At 45.7% G+C, this 23,423-nt stretch carries 21 protein-coding genes and 1 tRNA gene; 8 read left to right on the top strand and 14 right to left on the bottom strand.

Annotated elements, in window-relative coordinates:
- Positions 1-78 precede the first annotated feature (78 nt).
- The 4 genes from IBX48_RS02455 to IBX48_RS02470 form a co-directional block, all read right to left on the bottom strand.
- The gene (locus IBX48_RS02455; RefSeq protein ID WP_296830343.1) at positions 79-1,884 is read right to left on the bottom strand and encodes a diguanylate cyclase; all 1,806 of its coding nucleotides are present in this window, start codon (positions 1,882-1,884) and stop codon (positions 79-81) included.
- An 11-nt stretch (positions 1,885-1,895) separates the two neighbouring features.
- Complete coding sequence (locus IBX48_RS02460) at positions 1,896-3,095, bottom strand: class I SAM-dependent rRNA methyltransferase (protein ID WP_296830345.1); 1,200 nt, start codon at positions 3,093-3,095, stop codon at positions 1,896-1,898.
- A complete protein-coding gene (gcvH, locus tag IBX48_RS02465; protein WP_296830347.1) occupies positions 3,088-3,474 on the bottom strand; it encodes a glycine cleavage system protein GcvH in 387 nt (128 codons plus the stop codon). Before gcvH ends, IBX48_RS02460 begins: the two co-directional genes overlap by 8 nt.
- Before the next feature lie 139 nt (positions 3,475-3,613).
- A complete protein-coding gene (locus tag IBX48_RS02470; protein ID WP_296830349.1) occupies positions 3,614-5,458 on the bottom strand; it encodes a GGDEF domain-containing protein in 1,845 nt (614 codons plus the stop codon).
- Positions 5,459-5,705: 247 nt separating this feature from the next.
- On the opposite strand from IBX48_RS02470, the gene ggt reads away from it, so the two are divergent.
- Entirely contained in the window at positions 5,706-7,385 is a 1,680-nt protein-coding gene (ggt, locus tag IBX48_RS02475) for a gamma-glutamyltransferase (protein ID WP_296830351.1), read from the top strand.
- Positions 7,386-7,387: 2 nt separating this feature from the next.
- Here the strand turns inward: ggt and folM are convergent, their stop codons facing one another.
- Positions 7,388-8,089 carry a dihydromonapterin reductase gene (folM, locus tag IBX48_RS02480; protein WP_296830354.1) on the bottom strand — a complete coding sequence of 234 codons (702 nt, stop codon included), beginning with the start codon at positions 8,087-8,089 and terminating at the stop codon, positions 7,388-7,390.
- 159 nt (positions 8,090-8,248) lie between these two features.
- On the opposite strand from folM, the gene IBX48_RS02485 reads away from it, so the two are divergent.
- The 4 genes from IBX48_RS02485 to IBX48_RS02500 are packed head-to-tail and all read left to right on the top strand — an operon-like array spanning position 8,249 to position 13,200.
- Positions 8,249-9,106 carry a TIGR01777 family oxidoreductase gene (locus IBX48_RS02485; protein ID WP_296830356.1) on the top strand — a complete coding sequence of 286 codons (858 nt, stop codon included), beginning with the start codon at positions 8,249-8,251 and terminating at the stop codon, positions 9,104-9,106.
- Position 9,107: 1 nt separating this feature from the next.
- A complete protein-coding gene (mutM, locus tag IBX48_RS02490; protein WP_296830358.1) occupies positions 9,108-9,965 on the top strand; it encodes a bifunctional DNA-formamidopyrimidine glycosylase/DNA-(apurinic or apyrimidinic site) lyase in 858 nt (285 codons plus the stop codon).
- Positions 9,962-10,408, top strand: a complete 447-nt coding sequence (locus IBX48_RS02495; RefSeq protein ID WP_296830359.1) for a hypothetical protein — start codon at positions 9,962-9,964, stop codon at positions 10,406-10,408. Before mutM ends, IBX48_RS02495 begins: the two co-directional genes overlap by 4 nt.
- 11 nt (positions 10,409-10,419) lie before the next feature.
- Positions 10,420-13,200: a cation-translocating P-type ATPase gene (locus tag IBX48_RS02500; RefSeq protein ID WP_296830361.1), complete on the top strand. Its 2,781-nt coding sequence runs from the start codon at positions 10,420-10,422 to the stop codon at positions 13,198-13,200.
- An 8-nt stretch (positions 13,201-13,208) separates the two neighbouring features.
- Here the strand turns inward: IBX48_RS02500 and coaD are convergent, their stop codons facing one another.
- From coaD to IBX48_RS02520, 4 genes are read right to left on the bottom strand one after another with little or no spacing between them, the layout of a single operon-like run.
- Entirely contained in the window at positions 13,209-13,688 is a 480-nt protein-coding gene (coaD, locus tag IBX48_RS02505; RefSeq protein WP_296830363.1) for a pantetheine-phosphate adenylyltransferase, read from the bottom strand.
- Between the two features lie 44 nt (positions 13,689-13,732).
- A complete protein-coding gene (gene rsmD, locus IBX48_RS02510) occupies positions 13,733-14,353 on the bottom strand; it encodes a 16S rRNA (guanine(966)-N(2))-methyltransferase RsmD (protein ID WP_296830366.1) in 621 nt (206 codons plus the stop codon).
- A 15-nt stretch (positions 14,354-14,368) separates the two neighbouring features.
- Entirely contained in the window at positions 14,369-15,673 is a 1,305-nt protein-coding gene (locus IBX48_RS02515; protein ID WP_296830368.1) for a pitrilysin family protein, read from the bottom strand.
- Positions 15,673-17,067 carry a pitrilysin family protein gene (locus IBX48_RS02520; RefSeq protein WP_296830370.1) on the bottom strand — a complete coding sequence of 465 codons (1,395 nt, stop codon included), beginning with the start codon at positions 17,065-17,067 and terminating at the stop codon, positions 15,673-15,675. Before IBX48_RS02520 ends, IBX48_RS02515 begins: the two co-directional genes overlap by 1 nt.
- A 128-nt stretch (positions 17,068-17,195) precedes the next feature.
- On the opposite strand from IBX48_RS02520, the gene ftsY reads away from it, so the two are divergent.
- From ftsY to IBX48_RS02535, 3 genes are read left to right on the top strand one after another with little or no spacing between them, the layout of a single operon-like run.
- Entirely contained in the window at positions 17,196-18,242 is a 1,047-nt protein-coding gene (gene ftsY / locus IBX48_RS02525; protein WP_296830371.1) for a signal recognition particle-docking protein FtsY, read from the top strand.
- Positions 18,243-18,260: 18 nt separating this feature from the next.
- Positions 18,261-19,055, top strand: a complete 795-nt coding sequence (locus tag IBX48_RS02530; RefSeq protein WP_296830373.1) for a hypothetical protein — start codon at positions 18,261-18,263, stop codon at positions 19,053-19,055.
- Between the two features lie 54 nt (positions 19,056-19,109).
- A complete protein-coding gene (locus IBX48_RS02535; RefSeq protein WP_296830376.1) occupies positions 19,110-19,718 on the top strand; it encodes a hypothetical protein in 609 nt (202 codons plus the stop codon).
- Between the two features lie 88 nt (positions 19,719-19,806).
- On the opposite strand, the gene fabB is transcribed toward IBX48_RS02535, so the two are convergent.
- The 5 genes from fabB to IBX48_RS02560 form a co-directional block, all read right to left on the bottom strand.
- Positions 19,807-21,027 carry a beta-ketoacyl-ACP synthase I gene (gene fabB / locus IBX48_RS02540; protein ID WP_296830378.1) on the bottom strand — a complete coding sequence of 407 codons (1,221 nt, stop codon included), beginning with the start codon at positions 21,025-21,027 and terminating at the stop codon, positions 19,807-19,809.
- A gap of 2 nt (positions 21,028-21,029) precedes the next feature.
- On the bottom strand, positions 21,030-21,545 hold the full coding sequence (gene fabA / locus IBX48_RS02545; protein WP_029933703.1) for a 3-hydroxyacyl-[acyl-carrier-protein] dehydratase FabA: 516 nt from the start codon (positions 21,543-21,545) through the stop codon (positions 21,030-21,032).
- Between the two features lie 127 nt (positions 21,546-21,672).
- Positions 21,673-21,748: transfer RNA gene (locus IBX48_RS02550), tRNA-Thr, on the bottom strand.
- A gap of 56 nt (positions 21,749-21,804) precedes the next feature.
- Positions 21,805-22,584: a type III pantothenate kinase gene (locus tag IBX48_RS02555; protein ID WP_296830381.1), complete on the bottom strand. Its 780-nt coding sequence runs from the start codon at positions 22,582-22,584 to the stop codon at positions 21,805-21,807.
- Positions 22,581-23,348: a biotin--[acetyl-CoA-carboxylase] ligase gene (locus IBX48_RS02560; RefSeq protein WP_296830383.1), complete on the bottom strand. Its 768-nt coding sequence runs from the start codon at positions 23,346-23,348 to the stop codon at positions 22,581-22,583. The genes IBX48_RS02555 and IBX48_RS02560 overlap by 4 nt, the downstream gene beginning before the upstream one ends.
- Positions 23,349-23,423 lie beyond the last annotated feature (75 nt).

The following is a 23,423-nucleotide window of genomic DNA, read 5'->3' on the forward strand; positions in this document are numbered from 1 at the left end:
ACTTTGGTTTGTGTGTGCACGTCAAGACCACCAGGCCTGGTGGTCTAAGTTAGGTGTTTATTGGCTGACTTAGCCGCATTAAGATGCGACTACACATCGGTTACGGCCTTGGTTTTTAGCTTGATACAAGGCTTTGTCTGCACGCTGGATCACCTGATCCAAATCCTGATCATTAGAGCGATAACTGCTAATCCCAATACTAATCGTAATAGGGAGTGTCTGGCCTTTATAATCCGCTGGATAGTTTTCAACCGAATGACGAATGCGCTCAGCTAACAATTGAGCTTCTGACTCGGGTGTATTCGGTAGCAAAATCGCAAACTCTTCACCGCCCAAACGTCCAACAACATCAACCTTACGCACTGAATCGGACAGGACCTTAGCCAAGTTAACCAATACCGCATCACCAGCCGCGTGGCCATAGTTATCATTGACGGATTTAAAATGATCGGCATCTAGCATTAAAAAACTGAATTGATTATCGTAACGTTGTGCACGTTCAAACTCTTCATCACAAGCCAACATAAAGTAGCGACGATTCCAAAGCTGCGTCATATCGTCAACGGTCGCCAACTCTTTTAAGCGTTCTTCGAGTTGTTTTCGATCGGTAATGTCTTGTTGAAACCCGCTCCAAATCCAATCGCCATTCTCGGCCTGTGTGGGTTCTGAATCTTCCATTCGCATCCAGCGAACCTTGTCATCCAAAAAATAACGCCCTTCCCATACAAAGGCTTTGTGCGCTTTCCAGGCAAATTGTTGGCGTTCTTGAAAGTCGGCTAAATCGTCAGGATGAATCGGCTTGCGATTCAAAAGGTCGGCGGCGCTATTGACCCCGTTCATCGCTAAAAACTGTTTGTTACAATATTCATAATGCGCTTGTTGCTCTGCATCAACACGCAAAGTATATAAACCCAGCGGCACTTGTGATGAAAACTGTTGATATTGCTGATTAATACGGCTTAGTGCTTGCTCGAATGAGCGGCGCATAAGGGCGTTGCTAATACTTTCGGCCACCACTTCTAGCAACGTAATTTTGTCCTGCACCCACGTGTATGGCTGACGCACCGAGTCGATCCCCAGCAAGCCAACCAACTTACCATGCTCAATCATCGGAATCGCTAATAACGACTGTACACCTTGCGCCAATAAAACATCGCGTTCACTCGCAACGCTATCTTCTAAATCCGCCACGCTAGGAATATTAACCGGCCGTTGCATCATAATTTGGGTATGAATCCAAGGAAAGTCGGAGCGAGCCAAGTTTTGACGCACAGCCATTTTGGATTCAATACTTTCCGCGCACCATTCATGCGTGTTTGAAAACTCAATACCTGCCGAGTCGTATTGAAATACATAACAACGATCCACATCAAAAAAATGACCCAACTGCGCCATCACTAAATCAATGGTTTGGTCTAATTCATCAGAGGAGGCATTAACCAGCCGTTTAGATATATTGGCGACCAGTTTTTCAAACTCAATCTGGCGTTGATTCGAAGATAACGCTTCCTGTTTTTCCGACAAGTTCTCAATCAGGCCAATGCCACCCAATAACTCACCCCTATCGCGAACTGGATGAAACTCGAACGACAGCGGTAGCCTTCTATCGTTCAACGTGAATTGATAATCCAACTCTAGGCTAACCGACTCACCCTGCAAGACTTGTTCGACAGCCTGTGAGACACGGCTGTCTTTTAGTAAACGCAGTTCCAACCCAACTAATTGATCACAGGATCGATCCAGCAAATCACAACAAGCTGGATTACAGGCCAACAGTTTGGCCTGTGTATCAAACACAAACACCGCCGATGCGGCGTTTTCAAACATCGCCGTCAGCCAAGCCTGAGAATGCGTTATGGCAAAATTAGACATATGTGTTTGCATATTAGCGGCCTTTACCACTTCGCCGTGACACGGCAAAAAAAGGTTTTGAGATATTGGGTCTCAACAATCGCTGGGTGAATCGGATGATCCGGTGCTTGGTAAGCTTGATCAAACACTTGAACCGAGCGATCAATATGGCTGGCTGCCACCTGAATTTGGTTCAACAACGCATCGCGACTCATATGATGAGAGCAGGACGCAGAAATCAAAACACCATTAGGCGATAACAAACGCATAGCCAACTCGTTAATTCTACGGTAACCTTCCGAGCCGGATTTTAAATCTTTTTTACGTTTAACAAACGCCGGCGGATCAACAATCACCACATCAAACTTTTCCGCCTGGCCTATTAACGCGGTCATCACTTCAAACGCATTGCCTTGATAGCTGGTGACTTTATCTGCCACGCCATTAAGTTCGGCATTCACATGCACCCCGTCCAACGCGGCTTCCGAAGCGTCCACGCAGGCCACGGATTCGGCACCAGCCAATGCCGCCTGAATGCCCCAACCACCTAAATAGCTGAACACATCCAACACCCGCTTGCCTTCTACCATTTGCGCCATGCGCGCACGAGCGGAACGATGGTCATAAAACCAACCGGTTTTTTGACCGCCCAATACTGGCACCACAAATTGGGCTCCATTTTCGCGCATGATAACCTGTTCAGGCAACTCGCCATAAGCCAGCTCTTGATAACTCGGCAAGCCTTCTAATTCGCGGCTCGCCATATCATTTCGCCACACCACCGCGCGCGGATGATACAGGTTAATCAATACCTGTAAAATATCTTGTTTCACCGCTTCCATACCGGCGGTACCAATTTGTACGACAAACACATCATCAAACCGATCAATCACCAGGCCTGGTAGTCCGTCACTTTCGCCAAAAGCCAAACGATAATAAGGCTCGCTGTAAATCGCTTCACGCAGCGCTTGCGCTTGCTGTAAACGTTTTTTGAAGAAAGTTAAACCCAGCTGATGTTTAACATCACGAGTAAACACGCGTGCACAGATTAAGGTATTCGGGTTCACATAAGCCAAACCTAGCGGCTTGCCATTGCTGGCTTCTACCACCACTTGTTGACCGGCCTCAAACGACTTTAACGGCGTCGTTTGGGTGTCGACCTCGTTACTGAACACCCAAATATGGCCTTGTTTAATACGACGGTCTTCGTTTTTCTTTAAACGTAAACTTGCTAAATCAGCCATCAATTTCCGCCTGATACTCTTCTGAGTCCATTAGATCATCCAGTTCAGACTCATCATGAGGCGCGATTTTAATTAACCAACCCCCATCATAAGGCTCATCATTTATCATTTCTGGCGCGTCTTCCAGCGCCTCGTTGATCGCCACAACTTCTCCACTCACTGGCGCATGAATTTCAGACGCGGTTTTCACCGACTCAATCATTAATACATCATCGCCTTCACTGACGTCCGTGCCCAGTTCCGGAAAATTGACCCCCACAATATCGCCCAAGGCTTGTTGAGCAAAATCGGTAATGCCCACCACGACCAAACCGTCTTCATCTAAATAGGCCCACTCATGACTTTCGGCATATTTTAAGTGCCCGGGTAATACGCTCATTTTGATCTCCAGATACAGGATTAATTTAAGGTATTTATAATACCACCGCCTCGGCAAAAACAGTAATATTTTCGGATAGAGAGCCCTAAGAAACCAAGGCTTTAGAGAGGCGTGATCGATTCAAAAAATTCGATTAAAATCAGGCGTATTTAACTTGATTTCGACCTGCATTTTTAGCTTCATACAAGGCTTGATCGGCACGTTTAAGCACGGAGTTTTCGGTATCATTTAGCTGGAAACAGGTTAAACCAAAGCTACAAGTTAAACTGAGTCCAGGAATCGCTTGAAATTCATGACTGGCAACCATCACATGTAAGCGCTCGGTAATGTCCTTCGCTATGTCCATATCGGTTTCCAATAGCATGATGACAAACTCTTCGCCACCATATCGGCATAATAAATCCGAACTGCGCAAGCCACTTTGGATCAGCTTAGCTAGCTCCTGTAATACCGCATCCCCAACATCATGACCGTTTTCGTCATTAATGATTTTAAAATAATCCACATCCAGCATTAATAAACACATTGGGGTTTGATAACGTCTAAAACGGGTCAATTCCTGGCTAAGCACTTTATTGAAAAACAATCGATTACTCACACCCGTTAATTCATCGGTTTGTGATAGATGAGCCAACTGCTGCTGTGTCTCAACCAGCTCAGTAATATCGTGCATAGCGACCGTAAACTGACCAAACAGTGCTTCTGTGAGAGGTTGGATTTTGACCGCAAAATAATAGGCGCGCCCCGCTTTCATGATTTTGGCCACATGAGAATCCGCTGGGTGGTTTAACACGTGCTGAATCCAAAATATGCCATTTATTTCGGGCTGTAATAAACCTTCGCCGGGCTCAAACGTATCACACACACTTTGATACCGCTGATGAAAAGCTTGTAAATCATCAAATTCACTAAAAAAATCAAAAAAATGTTTGTTTGCATCCAGGGTGCGCGTCATATCTGTGACGTATAAAATATCGGAAGCGGAATCAATCACATCGCGAAAATAATTACGCTGAAGTGTTATTTGCTGGCGACTCAAAAAGATAAACGCCAATAAAACCAACATCACAACTACAACAATAGACACAATCAAATATCGATTTAGTAACGCATTCATATCATTAAAATTAGTTGAATCCAGCGTTTTGGCCACCAACCAGTGACCCTCAACTTCGCCAAACGCATCAAAAATAGGCACCCAAGTAATCGCCAGTTGATCTTTGTATATAAATATCTCATCGCTCAACAAGTTTTCCATACCAATCAACGTTACCAGCTCGACTAATTCATCGGCTGCATGGCTATTCACCACATAATAGTCATCAATAAACTGGTCATTACTCGGCAAGATCAACTTGGGACGATGACGTTTATCTGCCAGCACCAGCGAGCGCGTATTTTCAATATTTAAACGATCAATTAAGGGCTGAAACTGGGATACAACTTCGACCACACCCAATACTTTTGAGCCTTCAAGCACCTGCACCATGGATTTAAATGTCATAGAGAACAATCCCGTACTGACGGTCGTGGTAGGGGCTTCATGCGGGTTGTTTATTAGGTATTCAAGGTCAGTTCGAATGCCAATTAATGAATCACCTCGACGCACCGTCCAGCTTCTTTCCATGCTGATCCCATCGCGATTAATCACCTGTAACCAAATATCATTAGACGGTGTTTTAGCTTGGATACGTTGGGCTGTAGTCGCTAGTCCGGCGCTAAATTCGCAACAAGGCAAACTGAGGAGTTGTTGAACATTCGGATTTTCCGCCAACATTAACGCCAGCGCTAAGGCCGAACTTTTTTGCTCGCTAATTAGAGCATTCACCTGGGTATGAATATCTTGTTTGTGTGCGTCATAAACCGCATAACGAAGCGACTCGCTTTCTTGCTGGTATAACCAAATTTTGGACAGGATCACCAATAAGATAATCACGCTGAACAAGGCCATCAGCCATCGATATCTTTGCAATACTTGCTTCATAACGGTTCCATGCAAATTCAACCCATTTAAAATCTCACGCTTCATTTTGAACTCAAATAAACATAATTGCTTATCAATTTTGCTAATACGCATCAAAGTTTTTACTATGACTACAGATTCAATTAAGCCAATGCGCTTAAGTGAACCTGTCTACTTTAACTCCACATTGGTAATGAGGTAAAAAAGCGTTACTATAAAGCCTGGGCACCACGATTAACCCCTGATTATCTATTGACTGAGGCCATTCATGTTGTATTCACGCACCCTATTGATTGTTATCAGCTTATTTTCTTTATCCATCACCAGCCCGGTTTATGCCGATTCGCGGGCGGCTGTAGCCATGCCAGATAGCTATTCAGCTAACGTGGCACAAGCTATCTTGGATAAAGGAGGCAACGCGATTGATGCCGCCGTCGCGGCGTCTTTTAGCTTAGCCGTGACTTACCCTGAAGCGGGAAACTTAGGCGGAGGCGGATTTATGCTGATTCATGCCCAAGGCGTAACTCGGTTTCTGGACTATCGCGAAACCGCCCCACAAGCCGCACACCGAAATCTTTACCTAGATAAAGAAGGTGAGGTGATTCCATATCGTTCACTGGTTGGGTACCAAGCGTCTGGCGTACCCGGCAGCGTGATGGGTTTATGGCAAGCACACCAAACTTACGGTCAACTGAGTTGGTCGGAACTGATTGAACCGGCGATCGACTTAGCTAAAAATGGCTTTATCGTTCACCCAAAACTGGTCGAGACTGCAACCTGGTATCAAAACTGGGCCTATGAAAAAGCCGACAACTTGAATTTTTTGGACTACTTTGGAAACTTGGAAGCTGAACAGACTTTCAAACAACCTGAATTAGCGAACACTCTTAAACGCATAGCCGAACATGGAGCCGACGAGTTTTATCAAGGCGAAACTGCCCAATTAATTGCGAAACAAATGCAAGCCAATCAAGGTTTAATTACACTGGAAGACCTAGCCAACTACCAGGTCAAATGGCGCCAACCAGTGCAAGCTCGCTGGCAGGGTTATGATGTCTATTCCTCACCCCCTCCGAGTTCCGGTGGCATTGCGCTGGTGCAATTATTACAAATGAAAGCCGAGTTGTCACACGAGTTTGAAGGCGTATATCACAACAGTGCCAGCTACGTTCATCTGTTGGCTGAAATCAAAAAACGCGTGTATGCGGATCGCGCTGAGTATTTAGGTGACCCGGATTTTTACCAGGTCCCCACCGACAAGTTGATTGCGCCAAAATATCTAGTCCAACGTGCAAAAGAGGTCAATCCGATTCGCATCTCACCCACACCTGAAATTAAACCAGGCCTGGTGGAAAGCGAACAAACCACGCATTTTTCGATTTTGGATGCGCAAGGCAATGCGGTTTCGAATACCACCACGCTAAATATGCCCTTTGGCAGTGGCGTGGTGATTAAGGGTGCGGGGTTCTTAATGAATGATGAAATGGATGACTTTTCCGCCAAACCCGGTGTGCCCAACGTATTTGGCGTGATCGGTGGCGAAGCCAACGCCATTGCCGCCAATAAACGCATGCTGTCGTCCATGACACCGACGATTTTATTGCGCAATGGACAAGTGTCCAAAGTGATCGGTACACCAGGCGGTTCGACCATTATTACGAGTGTGTTTCAAGCCTTGGTGAATAACATTGAATTTGATATGACGGCGCAACAAGCCGTGGATGCCTCGCGCGTTCACCATCAGCTTTGGCCTAAAGATGAAATTGGCTTTCACCCATCGTTGGATGCCAATACGATTCAAACCTTAACAAACCAAGGTTATACCGTATCTCAACGCCGGTTTTTTGGTGATTTACAGTTTATTAGTCGTTCTCGATTCGGCGATTTAGAAGCCGCCTCCGACCAGCGCGGCCGTGGCGAAAGTCGTGTCTGGATAATAAGCGAATAAACTTAGCGCTGGCCACCATCAAGCGTCAAAGTTGAGCCGGTGCTATATGGACTGTTCATCAAATAAGTTAGCGCCTCAAAAACAACCTGCGCGCCCGGCTCAATCCCCAGTAGCGATTTTTGCAAGCGTTTTTCTCGGTAGTCCGCTTTATCGTGTTGGTTAAACATCACCAGGCCTGGTGCTATATCGTTTACTTTAATATCTGGTGCTAAAGCCTGTGCAAATGAACGTGTCATGTTTTGCAAAGCGGCTTTTGACGCGCTATAACCGATTTGATTGGCCGATCCGCGTTCAACACTCGCATCACTCAGCGAAATAATGTCTTTCAATTCGCCGTCACTTGCACGCAACAAAGGTGTCAACGCTCGGTTGAGTTCATAAGGCGTTTTTACATGCACTTGCCATTGCTGATCAAAACTGTTTTCGACCTCATCATCTAGCCATATAGAGGCATTGTGAACAATCGCACGCAAACTTTCCGCCGTTTGCCCGACCTGCTCAATAAAACCGGCTCGCTGTTTGGCGTCGGTAAAATCAACTTGAATCGCGTGTGCGCCAAGTTTTATCAACTCATCCACGCCAGGCTTGGGATTGCGAAAACTGAAAATTACTGGATAATCTTTTTCTAGTAGAAATTGCTTAGCCAAATGCAAACCAACTCGCTGGCCGGCACCGGTAATCAAAATTGCATTTTTAAGTTTCATAAGCTACCTTTTAACACCATAATAACAAGAGCATCTTGATATCTGCAAAACTAAGCCCCCGCAAAACTAACCTGGGGTTAGTTGAGATGTTCATAAGTATACCGAATTCATCACCCAGCCGATTAACCAAAGTAACTCGGTTTGGACTAAGGAGACAACATGAATCTACTCATTCTTGGCGGCACCGGTTTTGTGGGTCGCCATTTAGCCAGCGCGCTACGCCATGACGGCCATAATGTGATTCAAATGGGGCGCAGTGCTTATAACTGCATCGAGAACTTAACCGAGCTGCTTAAAGCGCAAGACGTTGTCATTCAAATGGCGGGCGCGAACATCGGCCAACGCTGGAATGAAGATTATAAACAAACCCTTTATTCCAGTCGAATCGACACCACTGAAATGCTGGCTAAGGCATTAGCTTTATTAGATACGCCGCCCAAACAAGTTATTGCGATTTCAGCGATTGGACTTTATCCACAACGCCCTTGCGGCGAACCTTTAGATGAATCCTGCCAGCAAGTGGATGATAGCTTTCTGGGTGAGTTAGGCCAAGCTTGGGAAAACGCCAGTTTAAAACTTAGCCCGGAGCCGCTTATTATGCGTTTTGGTGTGGTCTTGGGTAAAGACGGCGGCGCGTTAAAGAAAATGCTACCCGCGTTTCGGTTTGGCCTTGGCGGGCCAGTGGTTACTGGTGAACAATGTTTTAGCTGGGTTCATATTGATGATGTGGTTGAGGCTTTTCGCTGGGCGATTCAACACCCCGAACATCGCGGGGCCATCAATGTCACCGCCCCGCAACCGCTTACTCAAAAAGAATTTGGTCACACGCTGGCTAAAGTATTGCGGCGTCCATTTGGACTGCCGATGCCGGAAAAATTGCTCAACTGGCTATTTGGTGAAGGTGCGCAGGTTCTCACGCATAGCAGCTGTGTGGTGCCGACACGGCTCGAAAAACTCGGGTTTAAGTTTAAATACCCGGATGCTAAGTCAGCCTTAACCCAAATATTGAGACGTTAACGTGCCAGAATTGCCTGAGGTCGAAACCACCAAACGTGGCATCGAAAACCAAATTTGCCACAAACGAATTGTTGAAATTCAGATACGCCACACCCAGCTACGCTGGCCCGTTCCAGTTGAGCTCAAAACACGGCTACCAGGCCTGGTGGTTGAGTCGGTTAAACGACGTGGCAAATATTTATTGCTTAAAACCGCCGCTGGCCATATTTTGATTCATTTGGGTATGTCAGGGCATTTGCGGGTTCTGTCGCAATCCACCCCACCCGGCAAACACGATCACATCGACCTGGTGTTTGAAGATGGAACCTGCTTAAGATATCAAGACACTCGACGTTTTGGCGCTTGGTTATGGACAGATCAAGCGCCTGAAGATCATCCGCTACTTTCAAAACTGGGGCCAGAACCTTTATCGGACGCGTTTAATCCTGACTATCTATGGCAAGCTACGCGGGATCGTAATACCGCGATTAAGTCCTTTATGATGAACAGTCATCAGCTAGTGGGGGTAGGAAACATTTATGCGAATGAATCCTTGTTTTTAAGCGGTCTTCACCCATTAAAGCCTGCAAAAGATTTATCGAAATTAGAATGCGCTAATCTGGTCACACAGATTCGGCAGGTATTAAGTGTGGCGATTGAGCAAGGTGGCACGACCTTAAAAGATTTTCTCAGCCCAAGTGGTCGCCCCGGTTATTTTGTGCAAAAATTATTGGTGTATGGTCGTGCGGATCAACCATGTTTAAACTGCGGCACAGCGATTGAACGTGCGGTACATTTTCAACGTGCGAGTTATGTTTGTCCAATATGCCAACCTCAGCCTAAAAAAAGCCGCGCTAAGCAGGAGAAGACATCAAAATGAAACGTCCAGTATTCCTAGTTGGCCTTGTCAGCCTTGTGTTGTTAAGTGCTTGCCAAAATAAATCCGATACCCAATCCTGGCCACTAGTTGAAGACTGTGACTTACACCAACAAACCTGCCAATCGCAACAAGGCGAATCACGTGCCAGCTTAAGCATTCAACCCCAGCCAATTCCGCTAGCGAAACCTTTTCAGATTGAGGTTCAGCTCGATAATTTAGAGGCGCAAACCCTAGAGTTGGACATCTCAGGCATTAATATGTATATGGGTTACAATCGTGTCAGCCTTACAGCCAACCCTGATCAGCCCGGCCATTATACTGGCGCCTCCATGCTGGCGTTCTGTACCAATGAAGTCATGGAATGGCAAATCAGCCTTTTGCTTCAGCAAGCCGATGGAAGCCGATTGCAAATTCCGTTTAAACTCGTCACTCGAAATCGTTAACAGGGGCCACTATGAGCTTAACGAATACCGAACAAACTCAATCCGACTCTGCCAAGCCAGATCAAACTCAATCCGCCCCGCTCTTCACACGTTCTGTCGAAGACGTAAGCCAACAGTTTGACACCGATGCCCAGTTGGGTTTAAGTCAGGCGGAAGCCGAACAGCGCCTGACAAAATACGGCCCTAACCAGCTCAGCGAAACCCATGGTGTCGCGATAATCCCATTATTCCTTCGTCAGCTCAAAAACCCGCTGTTAATCGTGTTGTTTTTTGGGGCCTTGCTGTCATTTTACATCCAGCATTATGTCGATGCATTTGCGATTACCGCCATTATCCTAATCAACGCCACCATCAGTTTTATGCAAGAGTTTAAAGCGCAACGTTCGATGGATGCCTTGCGCGAGATGGCCGCCCCCAAATGCTGGGTTAAACGAGATGGCGAATGGCAGAATTTAGCCGCCGCCGACTTAGTGCCGGGTGATTTAATTAAACTCGAAACCGGCACGATTATTCCAGCCGACGCCCGTCTGGTTGAAACCGTGCAAATTCAAATCGATGAATCGGCCCTTACTGGCGAGTCGGATCCAGTCAGAAAAAATGCCAAGCCACTCAGCGACGCCAATTTAATATTGGCCGATCAAATCAATATGTGCTTTATGAGCACCTCGGTAATCCATGGTTACGCGACCGCGATCGTCACCGGCACTGGCATGAATACCGAAGTCGGTCATATTGCCGAGCTAATGGAAAGCGGTGAACAACGCTTAACGCCACTCCAGCTCCGCATTAAAAACATGTCTCACATTTTAATCTTGGCCGCACTTGTCATAGTCGCGATCATTATGGCGATGGGCTTTTTTCAGGGTATGAACCTGAGCAATATGAGCAGCATCGGCATTTCACTCGCGGTGGCCGCAATTCCAGAAGGTTTGCCGACGGTCGTCACCATTGTTTTAACAATGGGTGCTTATCAAATGATGCGCTCGAACGCGCTGGCGAAACACCTGACATCGGTCGAAACCCTCGGCTCCACCACCGTTATTTGTTCGGATAAAACCGGCACGTTAACTCAAAACAAAATGCAAGTTCAGAAAATCTGGCTGGGCGGTGAATCCTTGCGAGTGGATGGCGTCGGTTACGAACCTAAAGGTCAATTTTACAATGATGACGGCCAGCCGATCGAAGCCCACACCCACAAACCCTTAATGAAAATGCTCAAAATGTCGGCCTTGTGCAGTGACACACGCTTGGTCGAAACCGACGGCCAGTATTCGATTCATGGCTTACCCACTGAAGGTGCGATTGTCGTTGCCGCCGCCAAAGCAAAAGTCACCAAAGAACAGTTATTAAACGATTACGATATCGAACACAGCTTCCCGTTTGACTCAAGTCGAAAAATGATGAGCGTGATTGTGCGGGATGAAGACAACCAGGCCTGGTTGTATGTAAAAGGCGCACCCGATGTCATCATGAGCCGTTGCGACTACATGGTTCGACAAGGCGAAACGGTCAATTTTTCAGGTTATCAAAAAGACGCACACGAGGTGACCAGCGAGTTTGGTCGCCAGGCCTTGCGTACTTTGGCCATCGCCTTTCGAAAACTCAGTGAAGAAGACCTAGAGTCGCCCGATACCACCCTGGAAACTCAGCTCACTTTAAAAGGCATCTACGGCATCATTGACCCTCCTCGACCCGAAGCCACGCAAGCCGTTAAAGACTGCCATAGCGCCGGCATTGGCGTGGTAATGATCACTGGCGACCATGTTGAAACCGCCAAAGCCATCGCGCTCCAAATGCATATTATTGACAACGCCAACAGCTCCAGCCTGACTGGAGCCGAGCTAAATGAACTGGATGACCAACAGCTTTATGATTGCGTTAAAAACATTCGCGTATTTGCGCGTGTAACCCCCGAACACAAGCTGCGAATCGTGCACGCCTTGCAATCGCATCAAGAAGTCGTCGCCATGACAGGCGATGGAGTGAACGACGCGCCCGCTTTACGCGCGGCCGACATCGGCGTGGCGATGGGCATCAGCGGAACGGGTGTGGCAAAAGAGTCGGCCGACTTAATTTTATTGGATGATAACTTTAAAACCATTGTGACTGCGGTTCGAGAAGGACGCCGCATTTACGATAATATTCGCAAGTTTATCCGCCAAGCCCTCACCGCCAATGTCAGCGAAGTATCGGCCTTGCTGTTTGCATTTGTGCTGATTTCGGCCACCGTAGATGAAAGCGGCAACATGCTGGTGATGCTGACATTGGCCCCGTTGATGATTTTATGGGTTAACCTGGTAAGTGACGGTATTCCTGCGCTTGCGCTGGGGGTTGATGGCGCTGAAAACGATGTCATGAAACGCCAGCCACGCGCTTCGAATGAAAGCTTTTTTGCCGACCACCTCAGCCACCGAATCGTTATTCGCGGACTGGCGATGGGCGCATTGACTTATGGCGTATTTATAAGTGCCATTAACCAAGATTACAGTTCTGAGTATGCTCAGACTTTAGCCTTTATGACGCTGATTTTTGGTCAACTGTTCCATATTTTTGATGCCCGTACCTTTACCACCATTTACCAGCGTAACCCATTTAGTAATCCGGCATTACTCTGGGCGGTCGCCGGTTCGGCGGCTTTGTCGATTAGTATGGTGTACTGGTCTTGGGGTCAGACGGTGCTAGGTACAACGGCGGTGGCGTTAGAACACCTGCTGATCGTGATTGCTTTATCCGCGTTACCCACGCTGATTTTGTCGGGGATTAAGCAGCTATTCAAGGTGAAATGGCTTTAAGCGCTCATTTAGACGAATTTTTGCTGAATCGCCTTGGCGACTTCGGGGGGAACAAATTCACTCACATCGCCTTTTAAGGCCGCGATTTCACGCACCAAGCTGGATGAAATGTAGCTGAACTGTTCGGCTGGTGTCATAAACATAGTTTCGATGTGTGGCGCTAGTTTACGGTTCATCGACGCCAATTGGAATTCATACTCAAAGTCCGACACCGCTCGTAAACCACGCAAAATCACTTGCCCCTCTACTTGGTTCATAAACTCCACCAATAAACAATCAAACCCAACCACTTCAACATGTGGCCATTGAGCCGTCGCCGCTTTGGCTAATTCAATGCGTTCGTCTAAACTAAACAGTGGGGTTTTATTGCGATTATTTGCCACCGCAATAATCAAACGATCATAGACTTGCGCCGCGCGTTTAATTAGGTCAGTGTGGCCACAGGTGATCGGATCAAATGTGCCTGGATAAACAGCGGTAATCGTCATAGATTTATCTCATTAGTTATTGTGCACATCATACCTTGAGTCTTTTAAAATTGCGACGATTCCACGGGATGCCATAACGCGAAGCGTGTTTGGGCCGTGGCTTTTTCGCGATAAATTTGCCAACCGCTGGGTAAAGTTGGCCAATCCAGTTGTTTTTCTTGCTCAATATACAACCAGGCCTGGTGGTTTAACCAGCCATTTTTAAACAAGGCATCCAAGGTTGGCTGAACCAAATTTTGATTAAATGGCGGGTCAATAAACACCAGATCAAATCCTTGTTCAGCATTGTGCGCGAGATATTGCAGACTATCGGCGGTTTGTATCTTTATGGCGTGCGCCTTCAACAATTGGCTGTTTCGCGTTAACTGACGTGCTACTTGTTCGGACTTTTCTAGCATCAATACTTCACGTGCGCCACGCGATTTGGCTTCAAACCCAAGCGCGCCTGAACCAGCAAACACATCTAAGCAACGTTTGCCGGCTATCTCAAACTGTAACCAATTAAACAGGGTTTCGCGCACCCTATCTGAAGTCGGACGCAAGCCATCCTGATCCAGAACCGGCAATTTACGCCCACGCCAATCGCCGCCGATAATTCGTATAACACCACCAGGCCTGGTATTTTTGGTAGGTGCTTGGTTTGCAACCTGGGTGGTTTTTTTCATCTCAACCCACCCACATTATTCAGGCTGTCCGACCATCAATGTCAGCATTTTGTCAGCTTGAATATGACGCTGCCAAGCATCTAATACATCTTGCTTAGTTAAGGCCTCGATATGACGTGGAAACGCGTCCAAGTAGTCTAACGGTAAATCATAAAAACCGATCATACTGATATAACCCAGAATTTTGCTATTGCTGTCTAAACGCAACGGCCAGCCACCAATCAAGTTACTTTTAATGTCGGTCAGCTTTTCATCCGAAAAGTCGGTCATAAAGTCCTGTAAGGTTTGTTTAACCACTTGATCCGCTTCTAAAGCCTGACTGTTTTGGGTCGATAAACCAATCAACCAAGGTCCGGCCACCCGCATGGGTGCAAAGTAACTGTAAACGCTATAAACCAAACCGCGTTTTTCACGCACTTCTTCCACTAGTAGTGAGCCAAATCCGCTGCCGCCCAATAAATGATTGCCTAAAAACAACGCATAATAATCTGGATGACCGCGTTCAACGCCTAACTGACCCAGCATGTAATGGGTCTGTGCCGAACTAAAGTCAACCACTTCGGTTTGCGCGGTTTGTAAAGGTTTAGGTGTTAGTAAAGCAGGCGCAGGTTCCCCGGTTTTTAGTGAACGTGTAAGATGTTCAGCGATCTGCTCGGCTTGTTTGCGATCAATCGCACCCACAATCGAGACCTGAGCGTTTTTAGCCACATAATAACGTTGATAAAACGCTTTTAAATCGCGCGGTTTAATCGCTTGCACGGATTCAATATTACCTGCGGTCGGATGGGCATAAGGATGGTCGGCATACAAGGCCTGCCAGAAAGCCAAACTTGCTACTTGATTGGGTTGCTCTTCGCGCTGTTTTAACGCTTGAATCAAACGCGCTTGATCACGTTCAAATATCGCTTTAGGAAAAGTCGGTTGCGCCAATACTTCGGCAAACAAGTCCAGCGCGGGGCTCAGCAAGTTTTCTCGCGTTAAGCTACGCAAATTAAAACTGGCCGAATCCCGACTCGCTTGGCCACCAAATTGCGCGCCTAAGTTATTAAAGCCGATCGAGATTTGTTGCTCGTCTTTTTGCTTTGTGCCCGCTGACAACAAGGCCGACGTTAAATTCGCCAGGCCTGGTTGCGAGGCATCACGCGCACTACCGGCATCAAAGCTCACTTCAATATCGACCATCGGCAGTTGAGGCGCTTCAACAAACAGTACTTTCACCCCTTTTGCCGTCTGCCAGGTTTGAATGTCGATCGACGCCTGAGAAAGGCTAAAGACGATTGAGCCAATGGCGAAAACTAAAACGTGCATAATTTTTTTCATCAGTGCATTCTCCCGCTAAATTCAGGTTTTGGGGTAGGTTTGCGATTGGTTTCACCGCTTGGGCGTAAAATTCCAACCGTCAAATTATCCGCGTGCAAAACTTTTTTAGCCACCGCTTGAATTTGCTCAGGCGTGACGCTACGTAAGTTTTCGACCCAATGTTGCATCGTATCGGCTGGCAAGCCCACACTAACCATAGAGCCGATACTGTTCGCTTGGGATTGAATCGAATCTTGCTGATAAACATATTGGGCTTCGGCCTGCGCCAACACCCGAGCTAACTCGGCTGGCTGAATCGGCTCGTTTTGTAAGCGCTCAATTTCCGCCAATATAGCGGCTTCAAGCGTTTCTATGTCAACCTCGGCTTGTGGCTGGGCACTGAATAAAAATTGCGCGCCTAAGCGGCCAGTTGACCGATAAAAAGCGCCGATTGAACTGGCGATTTTTTGATCTCGAACCAAAGATTGGGTTAAGCGCGCACTATCATCGCCATCTAACACACTCGCCAGTACGGCTAAAGCATAAACTTCTTGAAGGTCCTGCGCGGTGACTAGGCTTGGCGCATGGTAACCCATAATAATATTCGGCACTGGCGTGGCGTCTTTTAACTCGAAACGGCGCTGACCTTGTTGCTCAAGTTCAAACTGGGATTTAGGGGGATTGATGGTTCGAGGAGGATAAACACCATAGGTTTTTTGAGCCAGTTTAACCACGGTTTGCGGATCGACATCACCCACTACCACCAAAGTCGCATTATTGGGCGCATACCATTGACGATACCAGTCTTTTAAATCTTGCAGCTCATAATTTTCAATATCTTTCATCCAACCAATGACCGGATTGCGTTCTGGGCTACTTAAATAAGCCGTCGCTTTAAACTGCTCAAATAACTTAGAGCTCGGTCTATCTTCCACCGACCATAATCGCTCTTGTTTGACCACATTGCGCTCGGGCTGAAATTGCTTGTTGGTTAACGACAAGTTCGCCATACGATCCGATTCAAGCGTCATGACTTCTTCTAAATGTTGTGTTCCGACCACTTGAAAATAGGCCGTATAATTGGCTGAAGTAAATGCATTTTCTCGCCCACCCATTTGGGAAACCCGCTTGGAGAACTGACCTGGCTCGACCGAATCCGTACCTTTAAACATCATATGCTCAAGCATGTGTGACACACCAGTTAGGCCATTGGGTTCATAATTGGCACCCACTTTATACCAGATCTGGTGCACCACAATGGGTGCACGTGTGTCTTGCTTCACCACCACTTGCAGACCATTTTCGAGCGTGGTTTCAAACAGTTCGGCTTGTGCCATCACACTCAAACTGAGGCCAGTTAACAAAACGATACCGCTTATTATTGGACTTACTGATCGCATTAATTTGGACTTCATCGGCCAACTCCCCTATAGCTTCTTGGCTGTGTGAATTAGGTTTTTCGCGTTTTTCATTTATAATGGTCGGATTGCCATTTTACAAGTGAAACCCCGCACGGGTTCCATCATAAGCTCATGAGGAAACTATGTTTAGTTTTTTACGCAAAAAAGATCAAGATACGGCCACAGACCAGACCGAAAAACCCGAAGCACAAAGTGACGCCTACCCTTTAGAAAACCAAGCGCAGGAGCCAGAAACGACCACCAGGCCTGGTGTGTTTGCGCGTTTAAAAAGCCAACTTAGTAAAACCCGCAAAGTCTTGAATGATGGGCTGGCGGACTTGGTACTGGGCAAAAAAGAAATTGATCAAGACCTATTAGACGAGCTGGAAATGCTACTGCTCACTGCCGATGTTGGCATAGACGCGACTGATCACATTATTCAAAACCTAACCCAGCAGGTTTCGCGTAAAGAACTGAAAGATTCTCAAGCGTTAATTGATTCGTTAAAAATTCAACTGCGTGCGATATTAGAACCGGTTAGCCAGCCTTTAACGCTGGTTAAATCTGATAAACCCTTTGTGATTTTAATGGTCGGGGTCAATGGGGTCGGTAAAACCACAACCATTGGTAAGCTGGCGAAAAAGTTTCAGCAAGAAGGTAAATCTGTGATGTTGGCCGCCGGCGATACCTTCCGTGCGGCGGCGGTTGAGCAGTTGCAAACTTGGGGCGAACGTAACCAAGTGCCCGTAATTGCGCAAGGCACAGGCTCCGACTCCGCCGCGGTTATTTATGATGCGATTCAATCCGCTCAAGCACGCAAAATTGACGTTTTGATTGCGGATACTGCTGGGCGTTTGCATACTCAAAGTAACCTGATGGAAGAACTTAAAAAAGTCAAACGCGTGATGTCTAAAGTCGATGCCAGCGCACCGCATGAAGTGATGCTAGTGTTGGATGCCAGTACCGGACAAAACGCGCTTAGCCAAGCGAAACAGTTCCATGAAGCCATGGGATTAACTGGCCTGGTGATTTCAAAATTGGATGGCACCGCTAAAGGCGGGATCGTGTTTTCACTGGCTCAGCAACTGGGGATACCGGTTCGTTTCATCGGTGTCGGTGAAACCATTGATGACTTGCGTGTTTTTAACGCGAATGAATTTACCGATGCCTTATTTGAAACACAAGCCTAACGCAATCGGAATGTCGGCATGTCAAACCCGGACCTAAACAGCCAAGAAAAACATCAAGCGTATAAAACCGGCTACCGGTTTGGCCTAAAAGGGCGGAGTTTAAGTCACATTCCGAGTCAAATTCGCGGCAACACCCAATTACGAAGTTTGTATGATCAAGGCTGGCAAGAAGCCCAACAAGAAATGATGGCCGGTGATAAGTACGATAAAAAAAACTACATACGTCATCGCGTGATATGGATTGTCATGACCGCACTGGCGGGTATCATTACCGCCTACCTGATTATTCAAAACAGCCAGGTTGATTTACCAGATGCGCCCAGTAAACAAGCGGCCCCTGTCGTTAAGACCTCTACTTTGATACCTATCAATACTCCAGCAGATTGGGAGTCGGTTGATAGTTCGTCTCTTAGCTTGCTATCGGACCAGGAACGCCTAAGTTTGTCGGAGGTAAATCAAGCCCATCCGGTTATACCCAAACAAGCCGTTAAGCCTCTCAATCAAGAGTTTAAGGTTAGTCTGTATAATGGTGATAATGCAGAACAAAAATTTACAGCTGGAGCACATCTACCCAAATATGTCCGTCAGCTTATATTGGAAGTAGATACACATGATTTTAATAAGCCGATGGCCTTAACAATTCGTTGGCTGTGGCAGCGCCATTTAATACAAACTCAAAACTGGCCAGCGGAACGCTCGATTATTCAATCTAAACAATCGCTGTTTAGTGCTCAACAAGGGGCCTGGGCCATTGAAATACTTGACCCTTCAGGCCAACTAATTTACCTTTACGAATTTAGTTATGTTCAATAGAAATATAGGAATATTATGCTTAGCCACTTTATAACCAGGCTTAACCTGCCGAAGATGAGCATCTGGTTTTCAACTGGGGTTATATTAATAACCTTATCGGGTTGTTCAAACACGCCACCGGCCGCCTCAGCGCAGGACAATATTTGTGACATTATTGAACACGATCGCCACTGGTATTATGCCGCCAAAAAGTCGGAGAAAAAATGGGGAACCTCCGTACCGATCCTCAAAGCTTTTGTCTACCAAGAGTCTCGATTTGTTCACAATGCCCGCCCGCCACGTGAATACGCATTGGGTTTTATACCCTTACCGCGCCGCTCCAGTGCTTATGGTTTTGCTCAGGCTCAAAACCCCGCTTGGCATGATTACCAAAAAGCAACCAACAACTACTCGGCTCGACGTAATAATAAATACGATGCACTTGATTTTATTGGCTGGTATAACAGTGTATCAAACAAGCGTAACGGCATTTCGCTTGGCGATCCTTACAACCTGTATTTGGCTTACCATGAAGGCAACGGTGGCTACTCCCGTAAAACCTACAATCAAAAACCTTGGCTACTAGATGTAGCAAAGAAAGTTCGCAACCAGGCCTGGCGTTATGAAAACCAACTTAAATCCTGCCAAGTTGCCCCTAGAATTTGCTTATGGCCATTTTGCTAAGCGGTAATGACTAAGGTTCTCATAATAAAAAACCCACCGTAAGGTGGGTTTTTTTATACTCTGTATAACCTAGTTTGTAGGATACGAATTAATCTTTGTAACGTTCAACCACTAAAGACGCGTTTGTGCCACCGAATCCAAAGCTGTTACTCATGATACGGTTTAAGCCAGCATTCTCAATCGTTTTAGTCACAATTGGCATGCCTTCGCACTCAGGGTCAAGGTTCTCTATATTAATCGATGGTGCAATGAAGTCATTTTCCATCATAATTAAGCTATAAATTAACTCATGAACGCCCGCAGCACCTAATGAATGGCCAGACATAGCTTTAGTTGAACTGATTTTTGGAATATTATCGCCAAACACCTCACGTACCGCGGCCATTTCTTTAGTATCACCAACGGGTGTACTCGTGCCATGCGGATTAATGTAGTCCACCGGCCCTTTAACAGTACTTAAGGCTTGCTTCATACAACGAACCGCACCTTCTCCAGATGGCGCAACCATGTCATAGCCATCCGAGTTCGCGCCATAACCTGTAATCTCAGCATAAATTTTTGCACCACGAGCCAAGGCATGTTCGAGTTCTTCAACAACAACCATGCCTCCGCCGCCGGCAATAACAAAACCATCACGATCTGCATCATAAGTACGCGATGCTTTATCGGGCGTATCGTTATATTTAGTCGACAATGCACCCATGGCATCAAATAACACAGACATAGTCCAATGCAGCTCTTCACCACCACCGGCAAACACGACATCTTGCTTACCAAGCTGGATTTGTTCTACTGCTGTGCCGACACAATGTGCACTGGTTGAGCAAGCGGAACTGATCGAAAAATTAACGCCTTTAATTTTAAATGGCGTAGCTAAACAAGCTGAAACAGTACTGCCCATGGTACGAGTTACCATATAAGGCCCTACACGTTTAACACCTTTTTCGCGTGCAATTTCTACCGCTTGCGTGGAGTTTGAATTTGATCCTCCTCCTGAGCCAGCGATAATGCCGGTACGCTCGTTAGAGACCATCTCTGGTGCCAAACCTGCGTCGGCAACCGCCTGTTCCATCGCAATATAACTATAGGCGGCGGCATCACCCATAAAACGTAATTGCTTACGTGGAATCAAGGCTTCAAAATCAAGGTTCTTAACCGCGCCATGAACTTGAGAACGTAGACCATTCTCAGTGTATTCTGGAGCACTTACGATGCCTGATTTACCGGATCGTAAAGACTCCATCACTTCTTGTTTATTGTTACCAATACTGGAAACAATGCCTAAACCTGTAATAACTACTCGTCTCATAATTAAAACGCATCCGTGTTAGTAAATAATCCGACTTTTAGGTCATTGGCGCTATATATCTCACGACCATCAACAAATAAGTGTGCATCACCAATGCCCATATAAAGTTTACGCTTAATCACACGCTTCATATTAATAACATATTCAACTTTTTTAGCGGTTGGTAACACTTGACCATAAAACTTGACCTCACCCGAACCTAAAGCGCGACCGCGACCAGGACCACCGGTCCAACCTAGGTAAAAGCCAATTAACTGCCACATAGCGTCTAAACCAAGACAACCAGGCATAACCGGGTCTTCATTAAAGTGACATTCAAAAAACCATAAATCTGGATTTACATCGAGTTCTGCACGAATTTGTCCTTTGCCGAACGTACCGCCCTCTTCCGAGATATGTGTGATGCGATCAAACATCAACATCGGTGGCTTCGGCAATTGCGCGTTGCCAGGACCAAATAATTCTCCGCGGCCACAAGCTAAAATTTCTTCTTTAGTAAAACTCGATTGTTGTTCCATTACGTCTTCCAAGTAATAATTAGTTGGAGCATTATACCAGTCTGGATAAAACCAGTAAAACTTGAATAATAAATTGCGGTGTTTTTAGGTATTTTTTTATGATGAATAGCAAGAAATGTGAAATGAATGGTGCCGACAGAGAGACTCGAACTCCCAACCTACTGATTACAAATCAGTTGCACTACCAATTGTGCTATGTCGGCAATAGGGCGGTATTATAAGGCTTATAACTTTGTTGTCAACGCTATTCTATAAAAAATCATTGATAATCTTTAGAGATCAAAAAAAAGTGTAATCCTTGCAGAACAAGGTTTGGTTGGAATAACCAATCATCCCCAAGGCTCTCAACAAAAACATTAGACCCTCCCCCCGTTAAAAACACTAAGGGCACTTGATCATTTAACAGTGTTTTTTTTATTATTTGAACATGCTCTCTAATAAAATGAACAATCAAATAATGAATACCAGATAACATTGCATCGTTTGTACTTTTCCCCAATAATGGGAAACTGCGAGTGAAAGCATTAAATTGAGCATTAGTGGCTAATTTACTTGATTCACCCTTTAAACTCTCTAGCATTAAATCCGTACCAGGAACAATCAAACCGCCTAAATGATGACCAGACTGATCAATACAATCCAAGGTTATCGCTGTACCAATATCGACCACGATGCAGGCACTCTGGGATAACTGGTATGCGGCCCCCATAGCTAACAATCTATCAATACCTAGTTGCCTTGGATTTACGTAACTACTTGTTACGCCAAGTAATACTTTAGGGGACTCTATTAATCGGACATCAGCACCAGAACATCTTGATAATAGTTTGCAAAAAGGTGACACAAATTCTGACTTACCTACACTTGCAATCAGCACAGTTTTTGGATGAGTACGCTCGGAGATGGTTTTATATATTACTTCGATTAGCTCTGCTGGCGTTAAAGCCGAATAATCCAAACTTTCTCCGCTAATGTACTTGTTCTTAAAAACATAACTCCACTTTACATTGGAGTTACCGAAGTCAATCAACCAGTTCACAGTCTATCCTTTTTACGTAACGAAACCATACCCGATGTTAACTCAACTGTACCTTGATCAGATACATTATTAATAGTTTTAATTAAAAGACTACCCGAGTCTGAAACTCCAAGATAAAGGCCTTTATCAAATGACCACCCTTTCAAATTAACAAGTTCACCAATTTGAAAATAATCAGAATTATTCCAGTTTGACTTATCAGATACCCATTTTTCAGGCTGGTACGAATCCGCAGTCTCTAGTAAAGCTTGAACCAACTTGAATGTTAAATCATATTTATTTTGACCTTCACTTAAAGGTACTCCCTTTGCACAATAATCTGAAAACTGATGTTCAAAACTTCCGGTATTAACTCCTAGTCCAATAACTAACCAACATAAATGATCAGTTCTATTTACCACTTCAACCAACAATCCCGCTACCTTTGAATCATCCATATAAATATCGTTCGGCCACTTGACTTTATAATCGTGCCCAGTATTAATCGCTAATGATTGTTTTACACGCAAGGCCAATAACTGACTAAACCCCTGCAGTTGATTAATTGGACAGTTGATAGGTAATAATAAGGAAAAGGTAATGGATTGCTGGTCTGATTCCCAGTGAGACTCTCGTTGTCCATAACCATTTGTCTGAATATCAGCAATACAAAGACTCGGGATCAAAGTACTTTTTGCCTTATATTTTAAAAATTGGTTGGTTGAAGGAATAGAGCCAAAAAAGTCTACAGACAAATTAGGAAATCCAACTTTGAACAGTTCCATTAAAAACCTTAAGTTATTCTAGGCAAAAAAAAACCCCTCATGCGAGGGGTTTTTAGATGTATGGAGCTTGGCGAT

Origin of the sequence: Thiomicrospira sp., from assembly GCF_014859555.1 — a bacterium.
GTDB lineage: Bacteria > Pseudomonadota > Gammaproteobacteria > Thiomicrospirales > Thiomicrospiraceae > Thiomicrospira.

Coding starts and splice junctions, on each gene's coding strand:
- IBX48_RS02455 (WP_296830343.1), bottom strand. CDS start 1,884: ATGCAAACACATATGTCTAATTTTGCCATAACGCATTCTCAGGCTTGG.
- IBX48_RS02460 (WP_296830345.1), bottom strand. CDS start 3,095: ATGGCTGATTTAGCAAGTTTACGTTTAAAGAAAAACGAAGACCGTCGT.
- gcvH (WP_296830347.1), bottom strand. CDS start 3,474: ATGAGCGTATTACCCGGGCACTTAAAATATGCCGAAAGTCATGAGTGG.
- IBX48_RS02470 (WP_296830349.1), bottom strand. CDS start 5,458: ATGAAGCAAGTATTGCAAAGATATCGATGGCTGATGGCCTTGTTCAGC.
- ggt (WP_296830351.1), top strand. CDS start 5,706: ATGTTGTATTCACGCACCCTATTGATTGTTATCAGCTTATTTTCTTTA.
- folM (WP_296830354.1), bottom strand. CDS start 8,089: ATGAAACTTAAAAATGCAATTTTGATTACCGGTGCCGGCCAGCGAGTT.
- IBX48_RS02485 (WP_296830356.1), top strand. CDS start 8,249: ATGAATCTACTCATTCTTGGCGGCACCGGTTTTGTGGGTCGCCATTTA.
- IBX48_RS02495 (WP_296830359.1), top strand. CDS start 9,962: ATGAAACGTCCAGTATTCCTAGTTGGCCTTGTCAGCCTTGTGTTGTTA.
- IBX48_RS02500 (WP_296830361.1), top strand. CDS start 10,420: ATGAGCTTAACGAATACCGAACAAACTCAATCCGACTCTGCCAAGCCA.
- coaD (WP_296830363.1), bottom strand. CDS start 13,688: ATGACGATTACCGCTGTTTATCCAGGCACATTTGATCCGATCACCTGT.
- rsmD (WP_296830366.1), bottom strand. CDS start 14,353: ATGAAAAAAACCACCCAGGTTGCAAACCAAGCACCTACCAAAAATACC.
- IBX48_RS02515 (WP_296830368.1), bottom strand. CDS start 15,673: ATGAAAAAAATTATGCACGTTTTAGTTTTCGCCATTGGCTCAATCGTC.
- IBX48_RS02520 (WP_296830370.1), bottom strand. CDS start 17,067: ATGAAGTCCAAATTAATGCGATCAGTAAGTCCAATAATAAGCGGTATC.
- ftsY (WP_296830371.1), top strand. CDS start 17,196: ATGTTTAGTTTTTTACGCAAAAAAGATCAAGATACGGCCACAGACCAG.
- IBX48_RS02530 (WP_296830373.1), top strand. CDS start 18,261: ATGTCAAACCCGGACCTAAACAGCCAAGAAAAACATCAAGCGTATAAA.
- IBX48_RS02535 (WP_296830376.1), top strand. CDS start 19,110: ATGAGCATCTGGTTTTCAACTGGGGTTATATTAATAACCTTATCGGGT.
- fabB (WP_296830378.1), bottom strand. CDS start 21,027: ATGAGACGAGTAGTTATTACAGGTTTAGGCATTGTTTCCAGTATTGGT.
- fabA (WP_029933703.1), bottom strand. CDS start 21,545: ATGGAACAACAATCGAGTTTTACTAAAGAAGAAATTTTAGCTTGTGGC.
- IBX48_RS02560 (WP_296830383.1), bottom strand. CDS start 23,348: ATGGAACTGTTCAAAGTTGGATTTCCTAATTTGTCTGTAGACTTTTTT.